Source organism: Hymenobacter pini (assembly GCF_020421205.1).
Classification (GTDB): Bacteria; Bacteroidota; Bacteroidia; order Cytophagales; family Hymenobacteraceae; genus Hymenobacter; species Hymenobacter pini.
This window is the reverse complement of sequence record NZ_JAIZZH010000002.1, coordinates 522,150-537,753: the sequence shown is the minus strand read 5'-3', so window position 1 is coordinate 537,753 and position 15,604 is coordinate 522,150. Positions and strand designations below refer to the sequence as shown.

Here is a 15,604-nt window from a genome sequence, read left to right as displayed (position 1 = left end):
TCGTTCCCTTCAACCAATCAGTCTCTGCATGAAAGTAATTGATACGAACGACGAGGGTTTGCGTACCCTCATTCACGACTACCCCCGGGTAATTGCCAAGTTCACCTCCGAAAACTGCGACATTTGCAGTCTGCTGGCCCCGCCCTTCGAGAAACTGTCCTTGGAGGAGCGGTTTCGGAACACGGCTTTCCTGCGGCTGGATGCCGACGAAAACCCGGTAGCTCGCAAGATGATGGACACCAAAGTGGCCCCGTTCTTTGTGTCGTATTGCCGGGGTGTGCTCATGGAGTGCGACACGCTGCGTACCGAAGCCGAAGTGCAGGAAATGCTGCAGAACCTGCAGCGCTGCACTGATGTAGCCCCGCAACACGCTTAGTCCGGCCCACGCCCTACTTATTGGCCGCGAAGCAAAGGCAGCATTTCCTGCCGTAGCTTCGCGGCCATGTTTTTTATCCTGTCTAAGCTTCTGGATTTCGTGTTGTCGCCGGCCGTGTGGCTGGTGGGGTTGGTAGTGCTGGCGGCGCTGGGCCGCCCTGCCCGCTGGCGCAAGCACCTGCTGTGGGCCGCAGCCATTGGCCTGCTCATCTTCACTAACCCAGCCCTAATAAACGAGGCGCTGCTAGCCTGGGAGAAACCGCCCGTTACGCTGCGCCAGCTCGGTCGCCACGATGCGGGCATCTTGCTCACCGGCATTACGGAGGGCCAGAAGTCGCCCCACGACCGGGTGTACGTGGGCCCGGGAGCCGACCGGCTGCTGCACACGCTGTGGCTGTACCGGGCTGGCCGTATCCGGCGCATCATTATTTCGGGCGGTTCCGGGGCTTTAATACAGCCCATGATAAGCAAAGGAGAGATGCCACGCACCGAAGCCGAGGAGCTACAGGTGCTGTTGCGCCTGGCCGGGGTGCCCAAGCAGGATATTCTGCTGGAAACCCGCAGCCGCAACACTCGCGAAAATGCCCTGTTCACCAAAGAACTACTGGCCCAGCACCCCGAAATCAACTCCACGGTGCTCATTACCTCGGCCTTCCACCAACGCCGGGCCATCGGCTGCTTTGCCAAAGTTGGCCTGCACCCCGCGCCCTTCCCGGCCGGTTTCTACTCCTCGGACCGGAAACCCACGCTATCCTACTGGCTGCTCCCCGGCGACCAGCCGCTGGCCCTCTGGAGCATCCTGCTCCACGAAATGGCCGGCTACGCCGTATACCGGGTGTTGGGCTACGCGAGCTAAGTCATGCGGGCTAGAGCTAGAAGCTAGTTCCCCTCCTTGGAAAGGAGGGGTTAGTGGTGGTTGATTCGTTGAACGACTGCTAGAATTAATTTCTAAACTGACGTTCTGACGCGAAGTCAACCACCCATACCTCCTCCTTTCCAAGGAGGGGAACTAGCCCTTAGCTCTAGTCCGCAGCATGGGTAACTATATCCAATGCGGCAATCTGGGCCCGATAATCCAGGGGCAACAGGCTGTTTTTTACCCACTGACTGAGGCGCAGGTGACACGTGGCGCGGTACAGTGGCACCACCGGGCGCAGCCACGCCGGTCCGTGCAGCCGCAGCAACTCCCGTACCTGCGGAGGCACCACCAAGCGCTGGCCCTGCAACAGCAACTGGTAGCGCACCGGTCCCAAATGGCGGCGGTACTGGTGGTATAAATCGGTGGTGAATGCGCTGTGCAGGATGTTTTGCGCCAGGTGCTGCTCCCGGTCGGTAAGCCAGGCGGCGTAGGTAGCCGGCAGATCCGGAATACCCATGCGCTGGCCCACCCGGCCGAAAACCGCAAACACCTCGGCCCGCTCGGCCTCCGTGAGTGGCCGCTCCAGCAGCTCGAACGCTCGGATGGAGTAATCAACGAGCATATACAGCACGTCACGGTAAGCCCAGGCCGGAATCTGCTGGCCGCGCTTGGCTTCCACCGCGCTGTGAATGGCCGTAATAGTATCAATGGCCTGCTCGGCCCCGGCCCGGTTGGCAAACACAATGCGGCGGGCATATTCCACCGTCGAGAACAGCCGGGCCAATGGGTCGGCGGGCAGGCGGCCGGTGAAGTAGAGCCAGTCTACGGCCTTGTTCACGGCAAACTCGGCGGCCGCTCCCGCGAAAATGAATAACACGGTATCGGCCTTGCCCCAAATACGGCGCACCACCGAGCCGGGCGCTACGAAATACTCCATCAGTACAGCGTCAAGTCCCTGCCAGGCAGAGGCTATAGAATGTCAATATTTTTCAAAATACTTTGCATTGCAAAGTAAATATTACTTTTGCTGAAATTCATTCCATCAACCCATGAATTTTTGCTGGAGCCGGCGCACTACCTACGTGCTGCTGATGGTGCTGACGGCCATCCTGGGCCTTGGCTCCCGGCGCTTTGGAGCACAACTACCCGGTTGGGTAGTCCTGTATGCCGGCGATGCGCTTTGGGATCTGCTGGTGTTTTGGGTAGTACGCTGGATTTGGCCCCAATGGGCACCCGCCAAAGCGGCTGCCGGGGCATTGGGCTTTGCCTACGCCGTTGAAATCAGCCAGCTCTGCCGCGCGCCGTGGCTGCTAGCGGTGCGGCATACCGCCCTTGGTGGGCTGGTGCTGGGGCACGGCTTCCTCTGGAGCGACTTGGTTTGTTACGCCGCTGGGGTAGGGCTGGGGCTGCTGCTGGAACGGTGGCTGCGGCGCACAACCAATACGGCATACTGCTAAGGCCAAAGCCCACCTTGCCAGATCGTACTTGGTAAGGTGGGCTTTGGGAAACTGCTATTCTGGAATGTAAAGTTGTGGGTAGGAACACTGCTGGCTTGTGCGTCAGTGTTACTCTACCTTTTTCGCCGGTTCGGGCTTCACCTCTGGGGCCACCCAAATAGATTTCTGGTTGACGAATTCCCGAATGCCCAGGTGCGACAATTCGCGTCCGTAACCTGATTTCTTTACGCCCCCGAACGGCATTTCCGGCGACGACTTCACGAGGCTGTTCACGAAAACGGCCCCGGCTTCCACGCGCCGCGCCAGCTCCTGGCCCCGCGCCACGTTGCGTGTCCATACGGAACCGCCTAAACCAAACCGGGAGTCGTTGGCGAGGCGGATAGCATCATCGGCATCTTTGGCCTCCAGGATAATGGCTACCGGCCCGAAAAACTCTTCGGAGTAAGCCCGCTGCCCGGGTTTCACATTGCTGAGCATCATGGGCCGGAACAGGGCGGTGCCGGGCTTGCTTTGGCCCCCGTACAATTCCACTTTGGCGCCTTGTTTCACGGAGTCTTCCACTTGCTGCGTCAACTCATCGGCCAGGTCGGCGCGGGCGAGGGGGCCGTATTGGGTGGCCGGGTCCAGCGGGTCGCCGGCCCGGAAAGCCAGCAGGTGGGTTTTCATCTGGCTGATAAAGTCCTTCAGCACCGGCTTCTCCACGATAAAACGCTTGGCGGCAATGCAGCTCTGGCCGGCGTTAATCATGCGGGCCTGGGCGGCGGTTTTGGCCGCCAGGGCCACGTCGGCATCGGCCAGCACGATAAATGCATCAGAACCACCCAATTCCAGCACCGTTTTCTTAATTTGACGGCCCGCAGCGGCGGCCACGGCGGCTCCGGCCGGCTCCGAGCCGGTGAGGGTCACGGCCCGCACCCGGTCGTCCTCAATCAGTTTTTCTACTACATCGGAGCCCACCAGCAGCGTGCGGAAGGTGGCAGGGGGGAAGCCGGCATCATGAAATATCTTTTCCAGGGCCAGGGCGCACTGCGGTACGTTGGAGGCGTGTTTGAGCAACCCCACGTTGCCGGCCATCAGGGCCGGGGCGGCAAACCGCACCACCTGCCAGAACGGGAAATTCCAGGGCATGACGGCCAGCACAATCCCAATGGGCTCGTAGGCAATAAAGCTGCGCTGGGCCTCGGTTTTGATTTCCTCATCGGCCAGAAATTGCTCGGCGTGTTCGGCGTAATAGTCGCAGCAGAGGGCGCACTTCACGGCCTCGGCCCGGCCATCGGTTACGGGTTTGCCCATTTCCAGGGCCATCAGCTCGGCTAGCTCCTGCTGCCGCTCCCGCAGCAGCTTAGCGGCGCGGCGCATTAGCGTGGCCCGGTGGCCGAAAGTAGTGGTGCGCCACTCGCCAAACGCGCGGTGGGCCTGGGTTACAATCTGCTCGGTTTTGGCCCAGCCGAAAGGGCGAAAGCGCCGCACCACGCGGCCGGTGTGGGGGTTCAGAGATTCAATGGGCATGGGAGTGGAAAGAGAAGTAGAGCGGAGAAAGGTACACGTGCCTAACAATTGGGGCAAAGCTATGTTGGAGCTGAGCTATAACTGCCCACTTGCTTTACGCGTAGCAGCGGAGTTAAAGAACATGGTCGCACTTTCTGATGCTACCGTACCACTTTTGCAGGTATATCCTTACTTTCGTTCCATCTGCGGGGACTGGCGGTGCTACGCCACCCTGTTTATCTTAGTTGCTGCCCGTGTCTGCCACCACTCCTGAGTCAGTAGCCCTCGAAACGGAAAACCTGCTTGTGCAGCGCCTGCGCGACCGGGACGAAGGGGCCATGACCATCTTCTACGACAAATACTCCGCGGCTCTTTATGGCGTTATTCTGCGCATCGTGAAGAAGGAAGAAATAGCCGAGGATGTGTTGCAGGAAGCCATGGTTAAAATCTGGCACTCATTTCCCTCCTACGACGCCGAAAAAGGCCGGTTATTTACGTGGGTGATGAATGTTTGCCGAAATTTAGCCATCGATAAAATCCGCTCCCGACAGTACCGCGTAGGTAGCCGTACGCAGCCCATCGAAGAAAGTGCAGCGCTGCGGCAGGCCGCCGAGCCCTCGTTCCGGCCTGAGCACATTGGCTTGCAGGAAATGACTAACCAGCTGAATCCGGAACAGCGGCAAATCGTGGACCTGCTTTATTTCGGCGGATTTACGCAAAGCGAAGTGGCAGAAGAATTGAACCTGCCCCTTGGTACGGTGAAAACCCGGGCCCGGGCGGCTATTAAAGTACTCTCTAAATTGATTCGGTAATCGTGAATATTCAGGAATATATCGAATCAGGCATCCTGGAAGAGTACGCCCTGGGCGTACTCGACGCGGCGGAGCGCGCCGAAGTGGAGCGCGTAGCCGAGGAATACCCGGAAGTAGGCCGGGAACTGCAACAGGTGATTCGGGGGCTGGACGCCTATGCCGAAGCCCACGCCGTAACGCCCCCCGCCGACATGCGGGACCGAGTACTGCAGGGCTGGCAGCAAGCCATCCGCAACACCGCTGAGCAGGAAAAACAGATCCAAACCGCCGGTACTCCCGCGGCTGCTCCATTCATGACGGCTTCGGTAACGCCGCAGGCCAACGGCGTACCCACGCCGCCCCAGGCGCCTGAGGAGGCAGTGGTTCGGCAGATGCCCGCCCCGGAGCCCAGTCGCCTGAAGTGGCTGATTGCCGCCTCCGTGGCCCTGTTGCTGCTGAGTGGATTGGGCAATTACCTGCTCTACAACCGGCTGCAGGAAACGGAAGCTAACTTGGAAGTGGCCCAGTCGGAGCAGTCGCGCTACGCGGCTACCCAACAGGCGGCCCTCAAGGAGCGTGACCAGGAACTAGCCGTGCTGCGCAGCGCCGACTTCCGCTCCGTGGAGCTGAAAGGCACGCCCAAAGCGCCCGAAGCCCTGGCCCGGGTATACTACAACCCCAAAACCAAGGCCGTGTACGTGGATGTGCGCAACCTGCCGGCTCCGCCCAGCGGCAAGCAATACCAGTTGTGGGCTCTCGACAATGGGAAGCCCGTGGATGCTGGGGTGTTGGCCTCTACCACCGCATCCGGCGACAGTATTCAGCAGATGAAGGATATTGCCAGTGCTCAGGCCTTCGCCATGACGGTGGAAGACGCTGGCGGGGTAGCCTCACCCACACTGAGCACCATGACGGTAATCGGTAACCTATAAGCCAGCTCGGTAGTACAGGCAAGGAGCAGGTTGCGCAAGCAGCCTGCTCCTTGCTGCGTTTTGGGCCGGTACAGCAGCATTGCGCAGAGTTTTTCTAGCTTGCCACTTTGAAGTTTTTAGCTGAACCCCGTGCACGGAACCATCTTTACCCTGCTGAAGCGCTACGTTCAAACTCAGTACGACCACAGCACCTGGATACGGCTACTGGAAGTATCGGGCCTCACGGCCGCTGATTTCGACCACAAACACGTGTACCCCGATGAGCACATGTATCGACTGGTAGGCGAAGCCGCCATCATGACGGGCCTATCAGCGGACGAACTGCACGAGAAATTTGGGGAGTATCTGGTGCCCGACCTGATGTACATGTACCAGCGCTTGCTGCAGCCCCACTGGACCACGCTGGATATGCTGGAGCACACGGAGGGCACCATGCACCGGCAGGTACGGCGGGAACACGTGGATAATGCCCCGCCCGTGCTCAACGTCACGCGGGTGTCGCCGGATGAGCTGTTTATTGATTATGTATCAACGCGCCGGATGGGGGCGCTGGCCGTAGGCATTGTGCGGGGCGTAGCAAAATATTACGACGAGGCCGACCAGATTACCGTAGAGCCCACTACTTCCGAAAACGGGGAGCATGTGCGCATTCGGGTGCTGCGCCAGCCGGTATAGCGCACCCGGTTATTAGAGCTGGGCCAACATTTAGCCCGGGTGTGTGCGTAATAGGTCCAGTTTCGAGTTGTTGATTTGCGTATGCAGCGTGTTTTTGTACTCTGGATAGGTCTGTGGCTGAGCACGGGCCTGCTATCCTGCTCCTCTGATTCGGGCAAACCGAAGCCCCCAGCGGCCTTGCCCGTGCCGGTGGATAATCCGCTGACGCGGCATGGTGGCCCCTTTCAACTGGACTGGGCAATGAACCCGTTGTGGGAAGATGGCCGCGCGGAAATAGCCGTGTATGATGCCGAGCAGCAGGTAGACGGGGAACCGCACCGGTTTACCATCACCCAGGCTACTGCCAAGCGGGAGTTCAACCAGCAGTACAACGTGAGCACCACCCAACCGGGCCGCAATGATGTTTTTCCGGTATTACAGGTAACCCAGCAGTATACCCTGCCCACGGCTGCCTACCCGAGCAACGTGCAGGTGTGCCTGGTTTTCCGGCGCGACCAGCCCGTACAGCTTCATAAGCTCACGGTTTCGGTGCAGGAGTGGGCGGGTAGCAGCTTCAAGTCCTTCATGGATGATGGCCTGCAGTACCAGCAGCAGTACAACTCATACCGGGACGAAGAAGGCCTGGGGCAGCGCACCTTGCTGCACCAGGCTCTGTTTGAGGATGCGCTGCCGTACACGCTGCGCAGCCTCGATTTTGCAGCCTTGCCGACTTTTCGGGCCAGCATCTACGGACAGCAGCAAACCAGCTCGGCTAAGCCGCCCGTACTGTACCAGGCCCGAATTCAGGTGGAGGAAGCCCCGGCCGCCGACTCGCTGCAAAATGCTTGGCAAGTGCGCGTGCGGCTGAATGACACGCGTCAGAATATGTATTGGTTTGCAAAGGCTTACCCTCACGAGCTGCTGCGCGCCGCCACTTGGGACGGCCGTCGGCAATGGCTGAAACAGCTCCGCCGGGTGCCGCTCAGCACCACCACACCGCCCGCCGATTCGGCCGCTACCGTGGCGGAGTAAGTGCTGCTGATGCCTGCACTGGCTGCTGAGCAGTAGAAAATGCTGTAGCTTTACTGTTCAGCTTATATATGTCAGTATTATGCCTGGTTTGTTTCAGGAAATTTTTGAGCGGGCCCGTCAGGAAAAACGACTGGTAGGTGTGCGCACTAGCCAGAGCGACCCGGGCCGCTTTTCGGTGGGGTATGTGCTGAGCTATTCCGATGAGGTGGTAGTGTTGCGCATCATCAACCGTGACGGGATGCCCACGGCTATCCAGTCCTTCAACCTCCCCGAAATATTTCAGCTGGATTACGACGACCAGTACATCCGGCACGTGGAATTCAAGGCTGATAACCTGGATAAGGTATACGCCGGGATTAAGTCTCCACCGTTTCTGGAGCAGGAATACCTCACGGTGCCGCTACTGCTGGAGCGCGCCCAGCAGATGGGCCAGCTTGTGAACGTGTACACCCACTTGGGTATGGATTACTACGGCTACGTGCGCCAGCTCACCGCCGAGCAGGTGCTGATGGAATGCTACACCGAGTACGGCCTGTCCGATGGCGTAGTGGTATTTCGGGTAGAGGAGGTGCGGAACTTCATCTGGAGCAATGAGGATAGCCGGGTGCTGGAGTTGCGCCTGAAGCAGCGGGGCACATCCCAGGGCTAAGCGTAACTTAGTAGCGCAGCAAGCAGTTTACGAAGCATCGTTGATTAATCCGATGCGTATGGCGCGTACCTGTTTTCTGCTGTTGCTCTGTAACCTGCTGTGGTTGGCGGTTCCGGTAGTGGCCCAACAAACCCCGGCGGCTCTCAATGCTACGTTGGATGGTGTTGGGTATCCTTACCCAGTGCGGTATTTCCCCGTGGTGCTGGAAGGCCAGCGCCTGCGCATGGCCTACATGGATGTGCCGGCCACGGCCACTCCTAACGGGCGCACCGTGGTGCTACTGCACGGCAAAAACTTCTTTGGGGCGTACTGGCGCGAAACAATTGGGGTTCTGGCCGGGCACGGTTTCCGGGTTATTGTGCCGGACCAGATTGGCTTCGGCAAATCCGTTAAGCCGGATGTGCATTACTCATTTCATCAATTGGCCCAGAATACGCATCGGCTGCTGGACACGCTGGGCGTGAGAAAAGCCGTAGTGGTGGGGCACAGTATGGGCGGGATGCTGGCCACTCGCTTTGCGCTGATGTATCCGGCGCAAACGGCTCAATTGGTACTGGAAAACCCAATTGGTCTGGAGGATTACCGAGTTGGGGTGCCATTCCAGACGATTGATCAGGCAGAAGCAACCGAGCGCAAAAGCACGGAGCAAAGCATCCGTAAGTATCACGCTACCTATTACCCGCACGGCTACCCCAGTGCCCACAATGAGTGGCTGCTGCCGTTGGTAGCCCAAACCCGTCACCCCGATTTTCCGCAGGTAGCGCGGGCCAATGCCCTCACCTTCGATATGATTTATCAGCAGCCGGTGTGCTACGAGTTTGGGTTGCTGCAAGTGCCTACCTTACTCATCATTGGGCAGGATGATAGGACGGTGGTGGGTAAAGGGCTGATAAAAGACCCCGCCGTACTGGCGCGGATGGGTCAGTACCCGGCCTTGGGTCAGCGCACGGCCGCTCTCATCAAAGGGAGCCGGCTGGTGCCGCTAAAAGGAGTGGGGCACATTCCGCATCTTGAGGCCACTGCTTCTTTCCACGGCGTACTGCTGGCATTTCTGAAGTAGTGCGTCTTGCTCAGGGCGTTATTAGTGGTGGTGATGATGTCCGTGCTCGTCGTGGGGCTTGCCGAACAGGTTGAGCAGGGAGCCGAAAATGTAGAGGCCCAACCAGCATAGGTACAGGTAGTTGTAGCCCGTTGGTTGCGCGTGGCCCAGCCACCGGATAATCAGCTGGGCAGCCCCACTCATGATGGCACCTACCACGGCAATGTACTGAAAGCTGTTGAGGGCGCTGGGCCGGTAGAGTTTTGAAAAATCCATGAGGGTAAGCAGCAAGTAGGAGGTGCCAGCGCTTGTGTGGCCAAATCAAAGGCCAACGTAAGTCACCGGCAAAAGTACGTACAAGAACCAAAGCCCGGAGGTGAGCCCCGCAGACCGGTTAACGGAGCCGCCAAGCTAACAGCACCGAAGACGGCACACCAACCCTGCTGCCACCGGGCGCGTACTGCCACTATAGTAATTTCCACTCATCATCCCCACAACCATGGCTTCCGATAACGAAACTTCCAATAAGCAGATCATTCATAACGACAACCAGGCCATTCCGCAGAATGAGCAGCTTGAAAAAGAAAAAGAACTCAAGCAGGACATGAGCAATGGCAAAGCGGCCGACGACCCCTCGGCGCACCGCAACACCGGAGCCGGCGGCTACACCCAACGCTCCGACCAAAAAGACCAGCTTGAAAACCTCCATATCGGAGGCGGCGAAGGTCAGCCCCAGGGCGGGAACGAACACCACGACGCCGGTGAGCAAGCCAGCGGCCCCGGTTTTGAAGTGGAGGGTAGCTACGAAATGGGAAACTCCATCCGTACCAAGGACCAGAATTTCGGGGAAAGCGCACCCAGCGGCCCCGCTCGCCCCGCTCACGACTAGCAAGTTAAGCCCTAAGAGCACAATTGGAGAACCGGCTGCTTCCCAGTATGGGAGGCAGCCGGTTCTGTTTGGAATGTGGCAGCAAAATGGGTGTTTTTGTGAAATGCAGCTGGTTAATCAATCCAAAAATTGGAAATATGCTAGGAGGAGCGCCCGCAAAAGATTTATCTTTAACAGCCGTTTGTGTCGGGTATGCCTTTTGAACACCCACGCCGGCCGCAATAACTTCTTTTGCCTACACAACTCCCACTTTCATTTTTCCCCTTTTATGGATGCCAACACATCTACTCCTGCTGAAACCGAAGAAATTGCTTCCGACCTAAACCACGAGGAGGAAGATTTTTCGTCGGGTAACCGGAAGCTGGCTATTATCGTGGGTAGCATTCTGGCTTTGTTGGTGCTGGGCTACATGCTGATGCCCGCCCAGGCTACGCGCCGCATTGCCAATGCCATGCCTATTATGGAGCTCGGCGAAGCTACCGTGACGGCCTCGCGGCCCACCGACGAAACCAAGCCCGAGGCTGAAGCCACTGACGAAGCCGCCGCCGCTAAACCGGCTGCCACCACCGCCAAGGCCACTACCACCGCCACGAAGGCCGCAGAGGCTGCTCCCGTAGCGGAGGCACCCACGGCAGCTCCCGCCGATGAGCCCGTAGCCGTAGAGCCAGTGCCCGCTGCCCCGGCCGTTGCCGAAGTGGCTCCCGCTACAACTACCATGACGGGCCGCATTCTGGATGAAAATGGCCGCCCGATGGCCGGCGCTACCGTAATGGTGCGCAGCTCCAAAAAAGTGGTGGGCACTGATGCCAATGGCAACTATTCCATTGAAGTACCTGCCGGCGAAAACACGCTGGTATACGGCTACGGCGGCTACGAGGACCAGGAAATCCGGACGCGTAGCAGCCAGCCGCAAAACGTGACGCTGCTGCCCCGGGAGGGTGCCCGCCGGAAGCGCCGCTAGGCAACCGACTCCAACGCGTTATCAGCAAAAAGCCCCGTTTCAGCACGCTGGAACGGGGCTTTTTGTTTTAGGTAGAATTGATTATTCTTCAGTCACCTGCTTAGGTGCGAAGCGTTTTCCGAACAGGAAATACACTGGCACGCCCACAGCTACCAGCAGCAGCCCGCGCTGGGCAAACTTAGAGTTGGCCGGGTCGGTGAGCAGGATAAAGCAGAAGGTGGAAGCCAGCACCACGTACAGCAGCGGCACCACCGGGTAGCCCCAGGCCCGGTAGGGGCGCGGAGCGTCGGGACGGGTACGGCGCAGCACGAAAATGCCGATGATGGTGATGACGTAGAACAGAATCACCGAGAACATCACGTAGTTGAGCAGCTCGCCGTAGGAGCCCGACAGGCACAGCAAGCAGGCCCATAGGCACTGGCCCCACAGCGCCACGCTCGGGACGCCGGCCTTGTTGAGTTTGGCCATGCCGGGGAAAAATACGCCGTCTTTGGCCATGGCGTAGTAGGCCCGCGCCCCCGACAGCAGAATGCTGTTGTCGGCGCTAAACGTGCTGATCATGATAAGTACGGCCATTACGTAGGCACCGGGTGCACCCAGAATGGCCTCGGCGGCGGCGGTGCCCACCCGCTCATTGGCGGCGTACATGATGCCCCGGCCCAACACATCGGTAGCCGTGGGGTCGCCGTGCAGGGGCAGCACCAGCAGGTACACCACGTTGATGAGGATATACAGGGCAGTTACAATGCCGGTACCCATAGCCATACTGAGCACAATGGTGCGCTCGGGCCGGACAATTTCATCACCTGAAAAGCCGATGTTGTTCCAGGCGTCGGAGCTGAACAAGGAACCCGTCATGGCCAGGCCAATAGCCGATACTAAGGCCGCTACCGTGAGGGGCGTGCCTTGCCCGGCGGCATCAAAGCTCATGGCCTGCCACACGTGCTGGAAGTTCTGGCTCACGGCCTGCCCGTTCACGCCCAGCGTGAGGCCGAACAGGATGAGCAGGCCCAGGGCCACCAGCTTGGTGCTGCCGAAGATGTTAGAAATAAGCTTGCCCGAGCGTACGCCCCGCGAGTTGATGAAGGTGAGAAATACCAGCAGCCCAATAGCCAGCAACTGCACCGTGCTGAAGGTGAAGGTGCCCAGCAGCGGCACATTATCCAGCTGAAACAGTACGTGGGTTTCGGAAAACCAGGGCAGCAGCACACCGGTGAAGCGGGCAAACGCTACGGCTACGGCCGCAATAACGCCGGTCTGGATAACCAAAAACAGCGTCCAGCCATACAGGAAGGCCACTAGCTTGTTGTAGGCCTCGCGCAGGTACACGTACTGGCCGCCCACTTTCGGGAACATGGAGGAAAGCTCGCCGTAGCTCACGGCCCCGGCCAGCGTAATCACGCCCGTGAGCAGCCACACCACCAGCAGCCACCCGGCGGAGCCCACCTTGCGGCTGATGTCGGTGCTGACGATGAAGATACCGGAGCCAATCATGCTGCCGGTCACAATCATAACGGCATCAAACAGCGTAATGGCCCGCTGAAACTGGCCTTGTTTTTCTGACATAAAGGGGAGGGAGTAAACGTTTCGAGCCGGAAGATAGAAAACTGCCCTGCAAACCTCGCTACCTGCTGGGCCGTAGCAACCGTGCACTCCGCGCCGAACTGCTATTTTTGCCGGCCCCACCTCCTGGGTTTCCCGCATGTCGAACCGCGTACTGGTTTTCTTAACGGCTTTCCTATTGCTCACGGCGCTGGGCTCCTACGTGTATTACCGCCGTACGCTGGCGCGCATTCCCGTGGACCCCTGGGCCCTGGTGCCCGATGATGCCGTGCTGGTGGCTGTTACCCGGGACCACCCCACGCTGGTGCGTCATCTAAAGGAAACCCAGCTGTGGGACAATCTCTCGGCCGTGCGCTACTTTCAGCAGGTAGAAGATCAGCTTACCTTGGCCGACAGCCTCACCGGGGGGCGCAATGTGGTGCTGCGGTTTCTGGGCCGCAAGCGGGTGTTTACCTCGCTGCACGTAACGGGGCCGGGCCGGTTTGATGTGCTGTTTCAGATTCCGATTGGCAGCGTGCGGGAATATCGGCAGGTGCGTAGCCTGCTGGAAGGGCTGGGGCGGGATTCGCACTTTCAGGTAACGGACCGCAAGTACGAGGGCCAGTTGCTGACTGATGTACGGCCCCGGGGTAGCCGGGAGGGGCTTACCCTGATGAACTACCGCAACCACCTACTGGTGAGTGCCAGTCCTGCGCTGGTGGAGGCCGTAGCCCGCCGCCTCGAAAACCCCGATACCCCTACCGTAGCTGCCGATTTTCAGAATACCGATTTCTTCCAGCTGCGCGACGTGGATGCTACCCTGCTGCTTAACCAACGGCGGCTGCCGCAGCTATTGGGGGTATTTTTCCGGCAGGAGCTGACCGCCGAAATGGCCACTGTGGCTAGCCTGGCCCGCAACAGCCTCACGGAGATGAAGCTGGCCGGCAATAAAGTGGTGTTTACCGGCTTTGCTAACCCCGAAACTATCCACGACGGGCTGCACCAACGCTTGCTGGGCCAACCCGCGCAACGCTTGCGTATGGCGGAGGTGTTGCCGCTCCGCGCGGCCCTGGTAGTGCATGTAGGCCTGGGGCCCGCTGCGGCCCTGCGTGGCCCGCGCCCCACCGCCAGCCCCACCGATACAGTGGCAACGCAGGCAGGTGGGCTGCTAGACAGCCTCACTGCCCAACTCAGCCAGGAAGTGGCCTTGTGTTATCTGGGTACGCCCTCGGCCCGGGCCCGACCGGGCAAGCTGGCTGTGGCCTACACCGCCAACCCGGGTAAGGTGGGCGTACTGTTGGGCCAGCTGCGGCGCGCCGTGGGCGCCAGCCCGGCGTTTGAGCGTGTGGGCCCTTACCAGTTTTACCACACGGGCGTACCCGAACTGCCCCGGCAATTGCTGGGCACCATGTTCCAAGGGTTTGCGCAGCCGGTAGTAGCGCAGGTGGGCAACTACGTGGCCTTCGGGGATGACGAAGCCGCCCTGCGCCAGTGGCTGACCGACGTAGCAGCCGGGGAAGTGTGGAGCCGCTCGCCCACGCAGGTAGCCTTTCTGCAGGAAACTCAGCCGCTGGCCCGGCTGCGGGTACTGCTGGATACCCGCAACTGCTGGAATTTGCTGCTGCGTGGGTTGCAGGAGGAACGCCGGGCCGGGCTGCTGCGCAACGAAACCTTGTTCAAGCGCTTCCCACAGGTGGGCCTGCAATGGGTGCCCGCCGCCGATGAGCGGGAAGCCGGGGCACAGTATTTCACGCAGGTAGTGCTGCGTCATCCGGTAGTTGGCCCGGCCGAGGCCCGCCCCCAAAATCAGAACGGCACAGGCAGCGTGCTGGCTTTCAAAACGCCCCTGAGCAGCTCTCCCGAAGCCATACTAATCAGCGGGGCCAAGCTGCCGGGCGTGCTGGTGCAGGACACGGCCCATGTGCTGCACTACGTTACCCCCGATAACGTGGTAGCCTGGTCGGATACGCTACCGGGGCCGCTGGTGGGTGCCACGTACCGGCTGCCGGGGGCCAGTGGGTTCCTGCTGGCCACGCCCGGCCAGCTGTTTCAGTACAACAACCGGGGGCAGGTGCAGCCCAACTTCCCGCTCAACCTCCCCGATACCGTGCGGACCACGGCCTTGAGCGTATCGCCGGCCGGGGGCGGGGTGCGGCGGCTGCTGGTGGCGGGGGGCAGCGGCAACCTGTTCTTGTATGATACCCAGGGCCGCACATTCCCGGGGTGGCAGCCCAAGCAGCTGGAGTTCCGGCTGGCCGGGCCGCCGCAGTACCTCACCGTGGCGGGGCGCGACGTGCTGGTGGTGCTGCTCGAAAACGGCTATGTGTACGCCTTCGACCAGGCCGGCGGCACCTATCCAGGCTTTCCCATCAGCATGGGTGGGCGGTTGACGGAGGGCGTACTGGCCGAAACCGGGGCCACGCTCAGCCGCAGCCGTCTTACGGTGGTAAACCAGCACGGGGAACTCATCAGCTTCACGCTGAGCGGGGATATTGTGAGCCGCCGCCGGGTGGCTACCTGGAGCCGCACCAGCCGCTTCCGCCTCGTGCCCGACCAGGTGCAGCACTCCTTTGTGGTGGTGCGCGAGGAGGGCGGGCAGTGTGCCGTGTTTGATGCTGCCGGCCGGCAGCTGCTGCGCCAGCAGTTTGTTACCTCGGCCCCGCGCTCCGTGCAATATTTCAATTTTGGAGCGGGCCGGCAACTGTATGCCCTCACCGAAACCGGCCCGGGCAACCTCTACCTCTACGATGCCCGCGCCCGGCTGGTGGGGGGGCAGCCCTTCCCCAGCACCGCCCCCCGCGTGGCCCTCACCTTCGACCCCGCCACCGATACCTACCACTTGTTCCGGGTGGCCGGCAACGAGCTGCGCCGCACCGACGTGAAACTGTAGCGTCTTTCTGATGGTGTGGTACTAAAGTGAGTGATAATAAGTACTG

The 15,604-nt window shown here is 60.1% G+C and carries 16 protein-coding genes; 12 read left to right on the top strand and 4 right to left on the bottom strand.

Annotated features, from left to right (window positions below; translation table 11 throughout):
- Positions 1 to 28 precede the first annotated feature (28 nt).
- The gene (locus tag LF252_RS08865) at positions 29 to 376 is read left to right on the top strand and encodes a thioredoxin family protein (RefSeq protein ID WP_226269226.1); all 348 of its coding nucleotides are present in this window, start codon (positions 29 to 31) and stop codon (positions 374 to 376) included.
- Between the two features lie 66 nt (positions 377 to 442).
- Positions 443 to 1,231: a YdcF family protein gene (locus LF252_RS08860; protein WP_226269225.1), complete on the top strand. Its 789-nt coding sequence runs from the start codon at positions 443 to 445 to the stop codon at positions 1,229 to 1,231.
- Positions 1,232 to 1,397: 166 nt separating this feature from the next.
- Here the strand turns inward: LF252_RS08860 and LF252_RS08855 are convergent, their stop codons facing one another.
- Positions 1,398 to 2,171, bottom strand: coding sequence for an oxygenase MpaB family protein (locus LF252_RS08855; protein ID WP_226269224.1), 774 nt, complete (start codon positions 2,169 to 2,171; stop codon positions 1,398 to 1,400).
- Between the two features lie 112 nt (positions 2,172 to 2,283).
- Here LF252_RS08855 and LF252_RS08850 point away from each other — a divergent pair, with 112 nt between their 5' ends.
- Entirely contained in the window at positions 2,284 to 2,691 is a 408-nt protein-coding gene (locus tag LF252_RS08850) for a ribosomal maturation YjgA family protein (RefSeq protein WP_226269223.1), read from the top strand.
- 108 nt (positions 2,692 to 2,799) lie between these two features.
- Here LF252_RS08850 and LF252_RS08845 read toward each other — a convergent pair whose 3' ends face one another.
- Positions 2,800 to 4,200 carry an NAD-dependent succinate-semialdehyde dehydrogenase gene (locus LF252_RS08845; RefSeq protein WP_226269222.1) on the bottom strand — a complete coding sequence of 467 codons (1,401 nt, stop codon included), beginning with the start codon at positions 4,198 to 4,200 and terminating at the stop codon, positions 2,800 to 2,802.
- Between the two features lie 233 nt (positions 4,201 to 4,433).
- Here LF252_RS08845 and LF252_RS08840 point away from each other — a divergent pair, with 233 nt between their 5' ends.
- From LF252_RS08840 to LF252_RS08815, 6 genes are all read left to right on the top strand, one after another.
- Positions 4,434 to 4,991 (top strand): RNA polymerase sigma factor, encoded by a 558-nt coding sequence (locus LF252_RS08840; protein ID WP_226269221.1) that lies wholly within the window; start codon positions 4,434 to 4,436, stop codon positions 4,989 to 4,991.
- Between the two features lie 2 nt (positions 4,992 to 4,993).
- Positions 4,994 to 5,902 (top strand): anti-sigma factor, encoded by a 909-nt coding sequence (locus tag LF252_RS08835; protein WP_226269220.1) that lies wholly within the window; start codon positions 4,994 to 4,996, stop codon positions 5,900 to 5,902.
- A gap of 129 nt (positions 5,903 to 6,031) precedes the next feature.
- Positions 6,032 to 6,577 (top strand): heme NO-binding domain-containing protein, encoded by a 546-nt coding sequence (locus tag LF252_RS08830; RefSeq protein WP_226269219.1) that lies wholly within the window; start codon positions 6,032 to 6,034, stop codon positions 6,575 to 6,577.
- 81 nt (positions 6,578 to 6,658) lie between these two features.
- Positions 6,659 to 7,588: a hypothetical protein gene (locus tag LF252_RS08825; RefSeq protein WP_226269218.1), complete on the top strand. Its 930-nt coding sequence runs from the start codon at positions 6,659 to 6,661 to the stop codon at positions 7,586 to 7,588.
- A 79-nt stretch (positions 7,589 to 7,667) separates the two neighbouring features.
- Positions 7,668 to 8,237 (top strand): hypothetical protein, encoded by a 570-nt coding sequence (locus LF252_RS08820; protein WP_226269217.1) that lies wholly within the window; start codon positions 7,668 to 7,670, stop codon positions 8,235 to 8,237.
- A 58-nt stretch (positions 8,238 to 8,295) separates the two neighbouring features.
- Positions 8,296 to 9,297 carry an alpha/beta fold hydrolase gene (locus LF252_RS08815; protein WP_226269216.1) on the top strand — a complete coding sequence of 334 codons (1,002 nt, stop codon included), beginning with the start codon at positions 8,296 to 8,298 and terminating at the stop codon, positions 9,295 to 9,297.
- Between the two features lie 21 nt (positions 9,298 to 9,318).
- Here the strand turns inward: LF252_RS08815 and LF252_RS08810 are convergent, their stop codons facing one another.
- Positions 9,319 to 9,552 (bottom strand): hypothetical protein, encoded by a 234-nt coding sequence (locus tag LF252_RS08810; protein ID WP_226269215.1) that lies wholly within the window; start codon positions 9,550 to 9,552, stop codon positions 9,319 to 9,321.
- Positions 9,553 to 9,775: 223 nt separating this feature from the next.
- On the opposite strand from LF252_RS08810, the gene LF252_RS08805 reads away from it, so the two are divergent.
- Both LF252_RS08805 and LF252_RS08800 read left to right on the top strand, forming a co-directional pair.
- On the top strand, positions 9,776 to 10,165 hold the full coding sequence (locus LF252_RS08805) for a hypothetical protein (protein WP_226269214.1): 390 nt from the start codon (positions 9,776 to 9,778) through the stop codon (positions 10,163 to 10,165).
- Positions 10,166 to 10,433: 268 nt separating this feature from the next.
- Entirely contained in the window at positions 10,434 to 11,126 is a 693-nt protein-coding gene (locus tag LF252_RS08800) for a carboxypeptidase-like regulatory domain-containing protein (RefSeq protein WP_226269213.1), read from the top strand.
- A gap of 81 nt (positions 11,127 to 11,207) precedes the next feature.
- On the opposite strand, the gene LF252_RS08795 is transcribed toward LF252_RS08800, so the two are convergent.
- On the bottom strand, positions 11,208 to 12,692 hold the full coding sequence (locus LF252_RS08795; protein WP_226269212.1) for an APC family permease: 1,485 nt from the start codon (positions 12,690 to 12,692) through the stop codon (positions 11,208 to 11,210).
- Between the two features lie 136 nt (positions 12,693 to 12,828).
- Here LF252_RS08795 and LF252_RS08790 point away from each other — a divergent pair, with 136 nt between their 5' ends.
- On the top strand, positions 12,829 to 15,558 hold the full coding sequence (locus LF252_RS08790) for a hypothetical protein (RefSeq protein WP_226269211.1): 2,730 nt from the start codon (positions 12,829 to 12,831) through the stop codon (positions 15,556 to 15,558).
- The last annotated feature ends 46 nt before the right edge of the window (positions 15,559 to 15,604 follow it).